Annotated in this window: 14 protein-coding genes; 5 read left to right on the top strand and 9 right to left on the bottom strand. The window is 41.8% G+C overall.

Translation table 11 applies throughout. The annotated features are described in order from the left end of the window. Nucleotides 1–248 precede the first annotated feature (248 nt). Entirely contained in the window at nucleotides 249–1,163 is a 915-nt protein-coding gene (locus BMZ78_RS11160; RefSeq protein WP_139203312.1) for a DUF6612 family protein, read from the bottom strand. 170 nt (nucleotides 1,164–1,333) lie between these two features. Here BMZ78_RS11160 and mnmL point away from each other — a divergent pair, with 170 nt between their 5' ends. The 3 genes from mnmL (at nucleotide 1,334) to BMZ78_RS11145 (ending at nucleotide 3,726) form a co-directional block, all read left to right on the top strand. After that, on the top strand, nucleotides 1,334–2,320 hold the full coding sequence (gene mnmL, locus BMZ78_RS11155; protein WP_093230365.1) for a tRNA modification radical SAM protein MnmL/YtqA: 987 nt from the start codon (nucleotides 1,334–1,336) through the stop codon (nucleotides 2,318–2,320). A gap of 4 nt (nucleotides 2,321–2,324) precedes the next feature. Then, the gene (mnmM, locus tag BMZ78_RS11150) at nucleotides 2,325–2,912 is read left to right on the top strand and encodes a tRNA 5-(aminomethyl)-2-thiouridylate-methyltransferase MnmM (protein WP_093230364.1); all 588 of its coding nucleotides are present in this window, start codon (nucleotides 2,325–2,327) and stop codon (nucleotides 2,910–2,912) included. Between the two features lie 202 nt (nucleotides 2,913–3,114). Continuing rightward, the gene (locus BMZ78_RS11145; protein WP_093230362.1) at nucleotides 3,115–3,726 is read left to right on the top strand and encodes a trimeric intracellular cation channel family protein; all 612 of its coding nucleotides are present in this window, start codon (nucleotides 3,115–3,117) and stop codon (nucleotides 3,724–3,726) included. Between the two features lie 45 nt (nucleotides 3,727–3,771). Here BMZ78_RS11145 and BMZ78_RS11140 read toward each other — a convergent pair whose 3' ends face one another. Further along, nucleotides 3,772–4,776, bottom strand: coding sequence for a poly-gamma-glutamate hydrolase family protein (locus BMZ78_RS11140; RefSeq protein ID WP_093230360.1), 1,005 nt, complete (start codon nucleotides 4,774–4,776; stop codon nucleotides 3,772–3,774). Nucleotides 4,777–5,277: 501 nt separating this feature from the next. Between BMZ78_RS11140 and BMZ78_RS11130 the strand changes: the two genes are divergently transcribed. Then, nucleotides 5,278–6,294, top strand: a complete 1,017-nt coding sequence (locus BMZ78_RS11130; protein ID WP_341849635.1) for a golvesin C-terminal-like domain-containing protein — start codon at nucleotides 5,278–5,280, stop codon at nucleotides 6,292–6,294. A gap of 535 nt (nucleotides 6,295–6,829) precedes the next feature. Here BMZ78_RS11130 and BMZ78_RS11125 read toward each other — a convergent pair. After that, on the bottom strand, nucleotides 6,830–7,216 hold the full coding sequence (locus tag BMZ78_RS11125) for a S1 RNA-binding domain-containing protein (RefSeq protein ID WP_093230356.1): 387 nt from the start codon (nucleotides 7,214–7,216) through the stop codon (nucleotides 6,830–6,832). Nucleotides 7,217–7,595: 379 nt separating this feature from the next. Between BMZ78_RS11125 and pckA the strand changes: the two genes are divergently transcribed. After that, nucleotides 7,596–9,170 (top strand): phosphoenolpyruvate carboxykinase (ATP), encoded by a 1,575-nt coding sequence (pckA, locus tag BMZ78_RS11120; protein WP_245739826.1) that lies wholly within the window; start codon nucleotides 7,596–7,598, stop codon nucleotides 9,168–9,170. A gap of 197 nt (nucleotides 9,171–9,367) precedes the next feature. On the opposite strand, the gene BMZ78_RS11115 is transcribed toward pckA, so the two are convergent. From BMZ78_RS11115 to BMZ78_RS11090, 6 genes are all read right to left on the bottom strand, one after another. Beyond that, the gene (locus BMZ78_RS11115) at nucleotides 9,368–9,796 is read right to left on the bottom strand and encodes a PTS sugar transporter subunit IIA (protein WP_175482422.1); all 429 of its coding nucleotides are present in this window, start codon (nucleotides 9,794–9,796) and stop codon (nucleotides 9,368–9,370) included. 116 nt (nucleotides 9,797–9,912) lie between these two features. Further along, the gene (locus BMZ78_RS11110; protein ID WP_093230353.1) at nucleotides 9,913–10,335 is read right to left on the bottom strand and encodes a hypothetical protein; all 423 of its coding nucleotides are present in this window, start codon (nucleotides 10,333–10,335) and stop codon (nucleotides 9,913–9,915) included. 173 nt (nucleotides 10,336–10,508) lie between these two features. Then, the gene (gene gcvH / locus BMZ78_RS11105; protein WP_093230351.1) at nucleotides 10,509–10,892 is read right to left on the bottom strand and encodes a glycine cleavage system protein GcvH; all 384 of its coding nucleotides are present in this window, start codon (nucleotides 10,890–10,892) and stop codon (nucleotides 10,509–10,511) included. A 15-nt stretch (nucleotides 10,893–10,907) separates the two neighbouring features. Continuing rightward, entirely contained in the window at nucleotides 10,908–11,354 is a 447-nt protein-coding gene (locus tag BMZ78_RS11100) for a redoxin domain-containing protein (RefSeq protein WP_093230426.1), read from the bottom strand. A gap of 72 nt (nucleotides 11,355–11,426) precedes the next feature. Beyond that, nucleotides 11,427–11,963, bottom strand: a complete 537-nt coding sequence (locus tag BMZ78_RS11095) for a peroxiredoxin (RefSeq protein WP_093230350.1) — start codon at nucleotides 11,961–11,963, stop codon at nucleotides 11,427–11,429. A gap of 301 nt (nucleotides 11,964–12,264) precedes the next feature. Next, a complete protein-coding gene (locus BMZ78_RS11090; RefSeq protein WP_245739825.1) occupies nucleotides 12,265–13,641 on the bottom strand; it encodes an amino acid permease in 1,377 nt (458 codons plus the stop codon). Nucleotides 13,642–13,848 lie beyond the last annotated feature (207 nt).

Here is a 13,848-nt window from a genome sequence, read left to right as displayed (position 1 = left end):
TCTTCTATCATTTATATATATATCATATTTAAACACTAGGATTAGCTTTCTTTGTAAAAAATTAGTGAAAATTAGGGGTATAAAAAAACCGGAAATACAGCCGGTCAGCTTGTTAACAAAGTTTCCGTTATATGCCGGTTTTCCTTTTTCGTTTCACTCCCGCTCTATAAATACGAGCAAGAAGTCGTTTAACTGGAAAAGGAAAACCGGGTTTGTCAACTGCCTCACCGAAAATACAGCCGGTATGTTTACTTATTCTTAAGTTCAGCAGGCAATTTGATATCTCCCTCAAAATGCCCTTTAATATCCATGGAGATCTTCATTCCCATTTTTAAATTCCTTTTTCCTTCTGAAACCTTGATACCATAATTAAGATACAGTTTTTTTAGCTCAAATGTTTTTTCATCAACTTCAACTTTCAATTTTAGTTTATCCAGTTTCATTTTATTTTCTAACTCTTTCATATCAGGCGTCTTACCTGATTGATCTGTCCCCTCATCTTCCAATAAATCTTTCAGATCATCTTCAATGATGTTCAGCAGTTCGCCTTTCAGTGGCTGATCTTTCTGTAAATCCAGGCTTAACAAATAAACCCCATTATTTTTCGTCATTTTTGTTGCCTTTGGATCACTGGCGGCCTTCATAAATGCTTCGATTTCCTTCAACGAATCATCAGGTTTTTCTACCTGAGAATGATCAACTGGCTCTTTCTGCCATTTTTCTTTTCCCATTTTAAAGTAAGAATACTTCTCTGTTTCATAGAATTCCATGGGCATTTCCATGCCCAAAACAGTTACGTTCCCTTTTCCATGCATCATAAATGGCTCTTGCTTTTCTTTTACACTCATGTTCATTTTTACATTCATTTTGATATCGCCAGTATTTAAAGTATTTTCCGCATCGATGTCATAGGCTAAGCCTTTCAATTTATTCATCGCTTCATTCGATTTCATCAATACTTCCATCGGAGACAATTCTTTCTTCACTGAAGCTTCGGCTTGCGTTTGTTTAGGTGTATCCTGTTGTTTTTCTTCCATAGATATAGAAGAACAGCCCGTTATAACTGAAAAAGTCAATAATGCCAATAAGCCCAAATAAAGTACACGTTTCATATCTTCTTCTCCTTTTAGATTGAGATATTTACATATATTAGCATAATGCAATTTTTATTTAAAGACCTTATTGCATTAATCTTCTCAAATAAATAGATAAATCTGTCAAAATGTTATAGATAAGCGTACTGCCAAACATCAACTGGATTGAAATCACGAGTAGGCAGGTTGCATTCTGATTAAATCATGTATAATAAGAAAAGCTTGATAACTAAAGGATGATGATCATGAAAGAGAATCTCTCTATAAATGAAACTCCTCGTCTATGGGGAGATAAACGTTATCATACATGGAACTATCATTTACGCCAGCTTTTTGGCCAAAAGATATTTAAAGTTTCGCTGGATGGCGGATTCACCTGTCCCAACCGTGATGGAAAAGTGGCCATCGGTGGCTGTACTTTCTGTAGTGCGCGGGGATCTGGAGACTTTGCGGGAAATCGCAGGGATGACTTGGTGAAACAGTTCAATGATGTGAAAGATAGGATGCACCAAAAATGGCCAGAAGCCAAATATATTGGCTACTTCCAAGCCTTTAGCAATACCTATGCTCCCGTCGAGGAGCTTCGTGAAATGTACGAAGTGATCCTGGAACAAGAAGGGGTCGTGGGACTCTCGATCGCCACCCGCCCTGACTGTCTGCCTGATGATGTGGTCGAATACTTGGCCGAGCTGAACCAGCGTACCTATCTGTGGGTAGAGTTGGGACTGCAAACCATGCATGACCAAACAGCAGAATTGATTAATCGTGGCCATGATTTTGCCTGCTTCGTGGAAGGAGTCGAAAAACTGCGCAAGCACGGCATCCGAACTTGTGCCCACATCATTCACGGCTTGCCGGGTGAAACGGAAGAAATGATGCTTCAAACGGTTGAAGCTTGTGCCAATATGGATATTCAGGGAATCAAAATCCACTTGCTCCACCTGCTCAAAAATACCCCCATGGTGAAGCAATACGAAGAAGGATTGGTCAAGTTCCTGGATAAAGAAACCTATGTCCGGTTGGTGGTTGACTCCCTTGAGCTTCTACCACCTGATGTCGTTATTCACCGAATTACAGGAGACGGACCTCCAGATCTTTTGATCGGTCCGATGTGGAGCCGCAAAAAATGGGAAGTGCTCAATGCGATCGATGACGAGCTTCAGCGCCGCAATACTTGGCAAGGAAAAAAAGCCAAAGCACGCAAGCCACTTTCGTTAGCCAAATAAGGCGATGTTAATTCCTTCAACCTTGGCCAGCGCTCGTCACTATATCACTTCCCATCTCAAACAAGTTGATCCCGCCCATGATCCGGTTGTGGTAATGGATGCGACCATCGGAAATGGGCATGACACTCTGTTTTTAGCCGAGATCGTTCACCCACAAGGAAAAGTGTATGGCTTCGATATCCAACCCGAAGCCATCTCGACTACGACCAAACGTTTGGAACAAGCCAACTTGCTCGATGTTGTCGAACTCCATTTACTCGGACATGAGCGATTTGATGAAGTCATCCCAGCTGATCTCTGTGGAAAACTCGAAGCTGTGATGTTTAATCTGGGTTATCTGCCACACGGAAACCCCTCCATTATCACTCGACCGGACACAACCATCACTGCTCTAGACAAATTGAGCGAGTGGTTGGCGCCAGGTGGAGTCATCACACTGGCACTTTACACAGGCCATCCGGGTGGACAGGAAGAAGCCGATGCCGTTGTCAAATGGGCTTCTTCCTTGCCGGCCAAATCCTTTCAAGTGATGTGGCAGCAGATCTTGAATCGGCATCATGCCCCTTCTTTGGTAGTTGTGGAAAAAAGATAATCAAAGATCGTAACGATTTTAAAATTAGCCTTAAACCAGAGCGCCAAGTCTTAAATAAAAATGGCGCTCTTTTTCCTTTTAATACCAAAATTGTATTCTTAATGATCCTGAATATATCATTATATTTTCCTGTTCACTTTCCATCTTTTGCGTAATATAATGAGCTAGGCATCAAGGAAGAGATGGATGGAAGTGAGAAAGAATGATTTGGGATGTACTCAATGTCATCGGAACGATTGCCTTTGCGGTTAGTGGTGCAATGGTAGCAATGGAAGAGAAATACGATATTTTTGGCATGTATGTACTGGGATTGGTTACGGCTTTTGGTGGAGGGGTCATTCGCAATATACTCATCGGTATTCCCGTAACCACTCTCTGGCAACAGGAGTTATTGATTTATACGGCTCTACTTGCGATTACACTGATTGCTGTCATTCCTTCCAAGTGGATGAAGTATTGGAGAAAATGGATCAATCTTTTTGATGCCATTGGGTTATCCACCTTTTCGATTCAAGGTGCATTATACGCCGTTCAATTACACCAGCCAATTGTTGCGGTAATTATCGCTTCTGTATTGCCAGGGATTGGTGGCGGAGTAATTCGCGATACCCTCGCGGGTCGAAAACCCATCGTTTTTCAAAAGGAAATATATGCTTTCTGGTCAATCTTAATCGGGATTGTCATCGGGCTGAAATGGTTCCAACAGGATTGGGAACTGTATCTATTAGGAATCATTATTATTATCCTGCGGATGATTTCCCTCCAGTACAACTGGCGTTTACCGATTCGTAATTTGGATAAATCCATTTCCTAGCAGTTAAAAAAGGGTTGATGTATTGCTCATCAACCCTTTTTTCTATTAATAATGTAATCCTCCATATATCCAGGAAGGATTTCCAGTTACATTTACCACTTTTATTTTATAGTAACCCGTAGGCAAAGATAGAACATGTTTAAACGTTCGATGTCCAACAGCTTCTGCTGTTTTGGATAATACCAGTTTGTTGTTTTGATCATAGATGTCAAAACGGACTTTGCCATTCTGAGCAGGATTAAGAGGACTTTGTACACCGACTAGATAATCGCCGCTTGTCAGGTAAAATGGATTTCCTCCATTTAGCCAGAAGTATGAAGAAAAACTGTGGCTATTAAAGTCATGGGTTCTACCATCTGGATAGGAGCTTGATTCGGCAATCCCTTCCCGGATGGCATCGGCAAACTTGGCCAGCAACGCACGCCCTTCATCTGTATTTTCCCGGAGGTCATCACGAAGCCCTCGGGTGATCTCCAGTTGAACTCCATGTAGGTTCCGGTTTTTGTTACAGATATTGCCAGGATTTGTTCCGGCAAGTTCCGGTGGTGCTGGCTCTACATTAAATCCAGCTTGAGAGAGCTTGTTACTGATAATATCCTTCATCTGTGTGTTAAGCCCGCCCATATATACAATCTTCTGGTCTTTACCATCAGCCCCATGAATAGAGACCACTTTATTTTTCTGAGCGGTCATTTTAATCGCTGTGGGCTCATCAAAGTGTGTGGAGGTAACATGCAGGTCATTTCGGCCATCGTTATTGGAATCCAAATAGATGTTGGACTCAAACAGGTAATAACTCAAGTCCGTTTTGGCCACAGCCTTCACGATTTCAGAAGTGCCTATTTCAATCTCACCACCGTGAATTCCCAGAATCATCACATCTGCATTGGTTGACTGTGTCGAAATCGTATAATCTTCCCCTAATTTATGATGTTGGGCAAGTTCTGCATAATTGGCATAAATATCTTCTGCTGCCAAAACGGTTGGCTTCGACAAAAATAGAGAGACGACAAGCCCAGCGATCGCTAAAACAGTTCTCTTCATTCTCATGAAATCTCTCCCAAAATGTTTTTTATGAAATTGGATGTGAGATAGATCTAATCTAGCTTTTATTAGTAAAGTTTGTCAATTGATTCCCTGTCTATGAAACATTATTTTATTATTTTGCCACATTTGACGAAACGTTCGTCCATTTTTTGCCCAAAACCATACCTTTCTAGATAAAAATTGTTCCAATTTAAAAAAGGTTAAAGGTTAATCCTGCCAATCGGGAGGTTTGTTTCATTTATTTCTAAAAATTTTCCATCTAACATTGCATGATTATTGATAAATAAAATAATATAATATATATTTAAAATATAATATTTTATAAATTAGAATAGGTGATACAAGCATGAAATTACTTACTTGGAAGAGAGTTTTAATTTCAGTCGGCATTATTTTTGCTTCCCTCACCTTACCTATCATTCCGGAATCTTGGGCAAAGCCAAAAGCAGTCAAAATTCTCCATGAAGAAATTCACCACCACAAAAAAACTGATTTTTCAGGAGAATTGTTAGCCGATCTGAATGGGGAGCAGATGAGTCGTTACGTTTTGATGCCAATGGCACAGAAATATGGCCCAGAGAATATAAAGCGCCTACCCATATGGTTGTTCATCATACCGATACCCCCAATGACGATCCTAATCCAGCTGCTCGCGTTCGTTCCATCTACTATTATCATACGGTCACCCGTGGCTGGGGAGACATTGGCTATAATGCGATCATCGGAAGCGATGGACGCATCTATGAAGGACGACACGGAAAAGATGGTGAGGTGCTCAGCAACGGTGTTGTAGGAGGACATGCCTATTCCTTTAACTATGGTACATTTGGTGTATCCATGATGGGAAATTATGATGAAAAGCCTCTTCCTGAATCCATGCGAAATTCGCTCATCAATATTCTCACCTATGTTGCCGATCTGAATAACATTGACCCCACTGCCCAAAAAGACTATGTTCGCGATTATAGTTACAGTGATCCCAATGTTCCTAAAACTGATCCCGCCCTCCCAACACTGACAGGGCATGGACTGTTACCACGTGCTTCAACCGATTGCCCAGGAACCTATATCAAAAACGATTTACCTAACTTACGTACGATCATCAAAAGTAAACTCCAACCCCCTTCCGTCATCGTTGATAACAATGCAACAGGCAACTCCATCACTGGCAGCTGGACTCTTTCCACCATCTCTCCACAAAGATATGGAGCAAATTACCATTACAGTTCAAAAGGAACCGGGCAAGACTTATATACATGGAATTTTTCTCTTCCTGTGAGTGGTTCTTACCGCGTTTCTGTATGGTACCCCGCTGGTACCAATAACGCTACCAATGCTCCCTATCTCCTCTACACCAAAAATGGAGTCGTCACAAAAACCGTCAACCAAACAATCAATGGTGGAAAATGGGTTCAGTTAGGTACCTATGAATTCAATAGTGGAACCAATAAAATCTCCTTATCTGACAAGGCAGATAATCTGGTAATTGCCGATGCCATCAAACTTGAATACGTCCCTTAAGTTATGGTCAATGGAAACAGTCTAACATCCTATTCCCCAAATCAAAAAGTAAGCTATAGCAAAGGGTGAAATAAAAACGAGCTCCGTTGCTGTCCACTTGGCCGGAGCTCGTTTTGCTTCATATGCAATATTGTTAGCTTTACCCATCATTCATTCAATCCGATTATTTCATTTCGACTCCCAAACAACTTCATCCGCTTTAGCGGAATTCTATCGCGCGGTGAAACTGGCAGAAGAGTAATAAACTTGCCAGCCTAAAAAAGCTCTGTTTCCCATCTAGAAGGAACAGAGCTTTTTGTCATATCCATATTTCTGTTTGCACATAAAAAAACGTTGGCAACCATTTGCCAACGATGGTGACTCAGACCGAAAGAAAGAGTAATCCAGACTTGCACTTACCTATACTAACAAAAGCAAATGGATGAAGATTCATCAAATCATAACCAATGATTGCTGTCAATTATGCCAAATCGATATCCAACTTGCCATTGTTAGCTTTGCCATCTATATTCACCGTTAAATCATAATCTTTGATTTAACGATTTCTTTTCTGTTTCGCAGCAAGGGCACTCAATCTTTCCTCACTACTCTTCAGCCATTTTTTCATCATGTCTTCGAAATCGGCAGGGGCACCTCTACGTCCACCGCGGCGTTCTCCGCCTTTGCGTTCACGTGGAGGTTTCTCCTCGCTCAAGGCTTTCATTGATAAAGAGATTTTGCCTTTTTCATCAATGGAAAGCACTTTTGCTTTCACCTTTGCACCTACTTGAACAACATCTTCGACTTTCTCTACATACTTTGTAGAAATTTGAGAAATGTGAACTAATCCAGTTTCTCCCGACTCCAGTTTTACAAATGCGCCAAAGGGCTTGGTCGAGATCACTTCACCTGTTACAATAGCCCCTTCTTTTAACTGACTCATTCTAACACTCCCGAAATGGTATTCATTCTGTAAGATGGTATCATTATTTTTTATTTATGTCAATGTACAAAAGGCTTAATTCCTATATTTACTAAGTTAAATATAATATAAAGTCAAATTGCCATAATAAGGGTGTAAGTGGTTCTGGATTCGGTATCATGTTACCTTACATCATCTAACCATTCTATTCCATGTTTCACATTATGAAACATATATCCAACAAAACATTTTACAATGATAGAACCAATCTTTTTCATACTTTTTTCTTATAAATGGTTCACCAATTACCCCGAAATATGTTATATTATTTACCGATATGAAACACATCATTAAGTTCTATTTCACGATTTGAATAACATGTTTAAGGATGGATGAAAACATGAGTATGTTAACGACTGAAGCTTCTCCTTCGATTCGATTGGAAGGGAAAATCCACGCCAACTTGTCAGTAGCTGAACTTGTGGAACAAGCGATTCGTCGCAATGAAGCTGTTTTGGCAAAAAATGGAGCACTTCGAGCAACCACTGGAAAATTCACGGGTCGCTCTCCAAAAGATAAATATATCGTACAGGAAAAATCGGTTGCAGACAGCATTGACTGGGGCGCTGTCAATCAACCAATGGCCCCTGAGAAGTTTGAAAAAATTTATCAACGTTTGCTTGCTTACCTCAAAAATAAAGAGCTGTTTGTTTTTGATGGTTTTGCTGGTGCGGACGAAACTTACCGTCTCCCAATTCGCGTGATTAATGAATATGCCTGGCATAATCTATTCGTTCATCAGTTATTTATTCGTCCAACCCAAGCAGAACTGGCTAACCATCAACCTGAATTCACGGTAATCTGTGTTCCAAACTTCAAAATCGATCCCCAGGAAGACGGAACACGCTCTGAAACCCTGATCGCCCTCAGCTTTGAACATAAAGTCGTCGTGATCGCTGGTACTCACTATGCCGGCGAAATGAAAAAGTCCATCTTCAGTGTCATGAACTATCTCTTGCCAGATCGTGATGTGCTGCCAATGCATTGTTCCGCAAACGTTGGCGATGATGGGGATGTGGCGCTATTCTTCGGGCTGTCCGGTACAGGAAAAACCACCTTGTCCGCAGATCCAAACCGTCGCTTGATCGGTGACGACGAGCATGGTTGGTCGGATCGTGGTGTCTTTAACTTTGAAGGTGGATGCTATGCAAAATGTATCGGCCTGAGCCAGGAAAAAGAACCTCAAATCTGGGAAGCCATCCGTTTCGGTTCAGTTTTGGAAAATGTGGTGCTGGATGATTACAGAAAACCCGACTACGATGATAACTCCCTGACCGAAAACACACGGGCTGCCTATCCGGTTGATAATATTCCCAACGCCGTTATTCCAGGCGTGGCTGGACATCCCAATGTCATCCTGTTCCTGACAGCTGACGCATTTGGTGTTTTACCGCCGATTGCTCGCCTCACTCCAGAACAGGCGATGTATCATTTCCTGTCCGGTTATACCAGTAAATTAGCTGGAACGGAGCGGGGTGTCACAGAACCGGAAGCCACCTTCTCCACCTGCTTTGGTGCACCATTCTTGCCGCGTCCAGCTCATGTCTATGCTGAAATGCTCGGTGACAAAATTACGAAGCATGACGTGGCTGTTTATTTGGTGAACACAGGCTGGACCGGTGGACCTTACGGCATCGGTAAGCGGATGAACCTCACCTATACTCGTGCGATGGTCCGCGCAGCGATCGAAGGCAAACTGAAAGAAGTGGAATATACGACTGATCCAATTTTCGGCCTCTCCATCCCGGTCGAATGTCCCGATGTACCAAGCGAAATTCTCAACCCACGCAACACTTGGGAAGACAAAGAAGCCTATGATCAAAAAGCGAAAGAGTTGGCACAACGTTTCCATGATAACTTCAACAAATTCACAGGTGTATCTGAAGCCATTCGTGCAGCCGGTCCTAAACAATAACTAAAAAACCATGCCTTGAAGCAAGTGTGCTTCAAGGCATGAAATCTGATTTCATTCAAATCATGACTCAACTCACCAGGCACTAAATAACCCCAGTTATGGATCAGGGGTTATTTAGTGTTTTTATTTCATTCGTGATCATTTGGTCATGATGGACTCACTATCGTTCAAACGAATTTTGTAGCCAGATACCATTTCTAAGCTTGCAAAGCTGACACAATTTCTTGTGGTGTTTTTGCGCTTTTCAGCAGCTCCTGTGCCTGTTGATCCTGTAACCGTTCTTTCAGTGATGCATAGAGATCCCGCTCTTTTCCTTCGGGTGCTGCTACCAAAAAAACATGGGAGACAGGCTGACCGTTATCCCAATATATTGGGCGAGTAAGACGCGCAAATGCAATAGCGGGGGTTTGAACCTCCTTGGATGCCCCGTGCGGTATGGCTATTTCTGAACCAATGGCTGTGGTACCATTTCTCTCACGCTCAAACACATGGGATAAAAAATCTTCACATTCCGCCATTACTTCCTTTTTCTCCATGAGTTCAGCCAATCGGTCAATGATTTCTTCTCTCATCTCCGCCTGTATATCCAATTGAATGAGCTCTTCAGAAATATAGTCCTGAATCATAAGGTTTTCTCTCCAATATTTTTTGTACATAGTTTTTCATCCACCAGGATTCTTCATTCACCCTGCCACTAAAAAAACCAGCTCGAGTCCTCGAACTGGTTCGTTGCCAATCCTATTTATTTACTACTTTCCTTGTTTTCTTCCAATTTCCGTAAGCGTAAGCTGAGTACACGCAAACGATTTTTCAAATCTTCCTCCCATGATTGATCCTCTAGTTGCTTTGCTATACTCAATAAATCCAAAGAATGGTCAATTTGCTCACGTATTACTCTTTCCGAATCATCGTCCTGGAAACTTACGCAAATTTCTTTCCATTCATCAATCATTTCAGGGGTAACCGATTCGCGGAGGGTTATTTCCTTTACTTGGTCCTCTTGTGCGTATTCCACAACCAGGTCAAATTCTTCCTTCACAGCTGGATGTACGATCACATTCTGACAAACCGGGCAACAAAGCAACGGGACATGATGGACTTTTACATACTGATGATTCCATGTACCTACCACACCGATCATACTGGCTCCACAGCAGAAACTCATAGCATTTTCCCTCCTCTTCCCATCCCCATATAAAAGAAAAACATTAAGCGAAAAACGATACAAGTTCTTTAGTTAAGTATTGATTATTTACCACTTCTTTCGTCAATTTAAACCTCAAAACGACAAAATCCCCTGATCCACTTATTGGGAAACAGGGGATTTACCAAACCATCTTACTCTTGTTCAATGGTTTTTGCATATCCTTCAGCAGTCAACAGTTTATCGAGCTCTGATTCATCTGACATTTCAACTACAATCATCCAGCCATCTTCATAAGGAGATTCATTGACATTTTCCGGGGACTCTTCTAGAGCACTGTTTACTTCCACTACTTTTCCACTTACTGGCGCATAAAGCTCAGAAACCGTTTTTACGGATTCTACACTACCAAATGGCTCGCCAGCCGATACTTCCGTACCCACCTCTGGCAATTCAACAAATACGATATCTCCCAGCTCGGATTGGGCAAAGTCCGTAATACCAATGATGGCTTTATTTCCTTCAGTTCTTACCCACTCATGCTCTACAGAATATCTTAGTTCCTTAGGCAAATTCATTTTGTTCCCTCCAGATTACGCTTGGTTTACTTCAGCCATAACCCGCTCCAAAGGTGCTTTTAACATGGACAAGGCTTTTTCGCCAGCTGAGCGATGTCTTAATTTTCCTTCTGGATCAAACAGATAAAACGCAGGTACATATTCGTTTTCAAAAGCATCAACTACACTGTGCGTATTGTCAATTCCTTGCGGGTGTTTCAATTCATATTTTTCAATGGTTTCCTTGACCGGCTCAATCTCCAAATCTTTCTCCGAACGTGGCATATGGATTCCCACAACAGCCAATTGTGGATATTCTTCCCTGATTTTATTCACATCCGGCAAGCTCGCTTTACACATATGGCAGCTAATGGACCAAAAGTGAACCAGAACAGGCTTTCCTTTTAAGTCTTCTTTTGTGACTTCACCATTCACCCATTCTGTAATTCCTTTTAATTCGGGCATTTCAGTACGCAAACGCAAAGCCATGATCCCACGCCTCCTTATATCCGTTTGAAAAAGGACCTAACCTAAATGTTAGGTCCTTTCTCATCATTAAACGTGTTTTTGACCTGGTTTCCAGTTAGCCGGGCAACGGCCACCGCTTTGCAGAGCTTGAAGTACACGTAGGGTTTCATCTACGCTACGACCTACGTCGAGGTCTGTTACTACTTGATAACGAACGATACCTTCTGGATCGATGATGAACAGACCACGTTTTGCGATACCTTTTTCTTCAATTAATACACCGTAGTCACGGCTTACTTTATGGTTAGTGTCAGCACCTAGTGGGTAGTTCAGTTCTCCCAAACCGTTTTCAGAACGTGGGGTGTTGATCCATGCACGATGCACATATTTGTTGTCCGTGCTTACACCCAGGATTTCACAGTTGAGTGCTTGGAACTCATGATAGTTATCGCTGAATGCAGTGATTTCGGTTGGGCAAACAAAGGTAAAGTCCATTGGATAGAAGAAGAGAACGAGCCATTTACCTTTGTAATCAGACAGTTTTACGTTTTCATTTAAGGTTTCCAAGTTTTTTGTACTTTCCAATTCAAAATCTGGAGCTGGTTTACCTACTAGGTTGGACATGATCCATTCCTCCTTGTTTGTAATCACGAGAGTCAATAATGTATGTAGCCATGTTTACTTTTCCCAATCTGGGATTTTCGTAAACAGGCGTTTTGCTTTTGACAAGAATAAGATAACATGTACTTAGATTAAAGTCAATACTAGTTTGTAGTTAATATAATTTGAAAATCCTTATCACCTGATTTCTATCAAACATGTTTTCATCTATAGAATGGGCTGAAAGGAATTCATACATACAATCAAATAAAAAAGCTCTACATGTCGACGAAATATCGCATGCAGAGCAATGAATTCATCTTCTTTAAGCAACAGATTCTTCTTCTGTCCATCCCTTCTGTTTCTTTCTGTATATAAAGTAATAAAGGGCGGAAATCAACACAAACCAACTCACTCCCACATACCAGATAAATCGCCATTCCGGTGTAAAGAGAAGAGTGACCCAAACACCGACCATCAAAATGAGTCCCAAGGCAGGAGTAAGTGGATAGAAAGGAGCTTGGTAGGCAAGCTGTTGCTGTCTATTTTGCTTTTTAAACGCAAAGTATGTGACAAAAATCATGCTCCATACAAACAAACCGCCGAAAATCACGATACCAAACAAAATATTATAGGCATCCGGAACAAACAGATTCAGCACAATGGCAATAAATAATCCCACAGAGGAGAGAAGCAGGGCATAAACAGGAATTTGCTGGTCATTCAATTTGCCCAATACCGCTGGTGCATAGCCACCACGGGATAGGGAAAATAGCATGCGTGTGGCACCATAGACCTGAGCATTCATTGCCGACAGAGCGGCAATCAATAAAACAAAGTTCATGATATGATCTGCAGCAGGAATACCCAAATAAGAAAACACTTTTACAAACGGGCTCTGAACCACTTCTTTGGTCCCTGATTGATCCCAGGGAATGATCGCCAGCATTACAACCATCGATAAAACATAAAACAGAATCAAACGAAATGCCGTTAGACGCATGGTTTTCGGAATGATCCTTGTTGGTTCTTGACTCTCCCCTGCGGTGACGGCGATAAGTTCAGATCCGAAGTAGCTGAAACTGGCCATCCCGATCCCCAACCAGATTCCGATCCAACCATGAGGAAGAAATCCTCCGTGGTTGAAATAATGGGAGAATCCGACCGGTTTGGTTCCAATTCCAAAGATGATAGCTGTTCCCAATAAGATAAATCCGAGAATCGCTGTCACTTTGATCATGGAAAACCAATATTCGAGCGTACCGAAATAATGAACAGAGCGCGTGTTAAAATAAATAATGACCAGGGAAAATAGCAAAATCCAGACCCAACCGGGTACATTTGGCAACCAATAATTCATATACAGGGCAACGGCAGTCACTTCACTTCCAATGGCTAACACATTGATCATCCAATAACTCCAACGCATCAGATATCCGGCCCATCCACCCAAATATTTTTCTGCATGGGTCCCGAATGAACCAGCTGTAGGATGTTGCACTGTCATTTCGGCCAGGCACATCAACATCATAAACGCAATCAGCGCAGCAACCGCATAGCTGATAATCGCACCAGGCCCTGCGTAGCTAATGACCAGGCCAGATCCCATAAACAAACCGGTTCCTATTGCCGATCCGATCGCCACCATCGTCAATTGCCGTGCAGTCAGCTTTCGTTCCAAAACATTTTCTCGATCAAACAAGTTGTTTTGTTTCTCCTTCATTTTCTTCTGCACAATTACAGGAAAATTGTGCTGCCCCCTTTCCATTATCTCATCTCAACTGGATCCACGACTATTTTGTTTGCATTTAACTGAAGCTACCGTATCCTGAAAAATGTGGATACGTTTCTCCCGTGCTTCGGATGGGTTCCTTCCTCTGTGACGACTTCTGTACCATCACAGTCACTC

Origin of the sequence: Thermoflavimicrobium dichotomicum (assembly GCF_900114055.1) — a bacterium.
GTDB lineage: Bacteria > Bacillota > Bacilli > Thermoactinomycetales > Thermoactinomycetaceae > Thermoflavimicrobium > Thermoflavimicrobium dichotomicum.
This window is presented reverse-complemented; position numbering and strand designations above follow the sequence as displayed.

Excerpts from the sequence above, each read along its gene's own strand:
- mnmL (WP_093230365.1), top strand. The coding sequence starts at position 1,334 with ATGATCATGAAAGAGAATCTCTCTATAAATGAAACTCCTCGTCTATGG.
- mnmM (WP_093230364.1), top strand. The coding sequence starts at position 2,325 with ATGTTAATTCCTTCAACCTTGGCCAGCGCTCGTCACTATATCACTTCC.
- BMZ78_RS11145 (WP_093230362.1), top strand. The coding sequence starts at position 3,115 with ATGATTTGGGATGTACTCAATGTCATCGGAACGATTGCCTTTGCGGTT.
- BMZ78_RS11140 (WP_093230360.1), bottom strand. The coding sequence starts at position 4,776 with ATGAGAATGAAGAGAACTGTTTTAGCGATCGCTGGGCTTGTCGTCTCT.
- BMZ78_RS11125 (WP_093230356.1), bottom strand. The coding sequence starts at position 7,216 with ATGAGTCAGTTAAAAGAAGGGGCTATTGTAACAGGTGAAGTGATCTCG.
- pckA (WP_245739826.1), top strand. The coding sequence starts at position 7,596 with ATGAGTATGTTAACGACTGAAGCTTCTCCTTCGATTCGATTGGAAGGG.
- BMZ78_RS11115 (WP_175482422.1), bottom strand. The coding sequence starts at position 9,796 with ATGATTCAGGACTATATTTCTGAAGAGCTCATTCAATTGGATATACAG.
- BMZ78_RS11110 (WP_093230353.1), bottom strand. The coding sequence starts at position 10,335 with ATGAGTTTCTGCTGTGGAGCCAGTATGATCGGTGTGGTAGGTACATGG.
- gcvH (WP_093230351.1), bottom strand. The coding sequence starts at position 10,892 with ATGAATTTGCCTAAGGAACTAAGATATTCTGTAGAGCATGAGTGGGTA.
- BMZ78_RS11095 (WP_093230350.1), bottom strand. The coding sequence starts at position 11,963 with ATGTCCAACCTAGTAGGTAAACCAGCTCCAGATTTTGAATTGGAAAGT.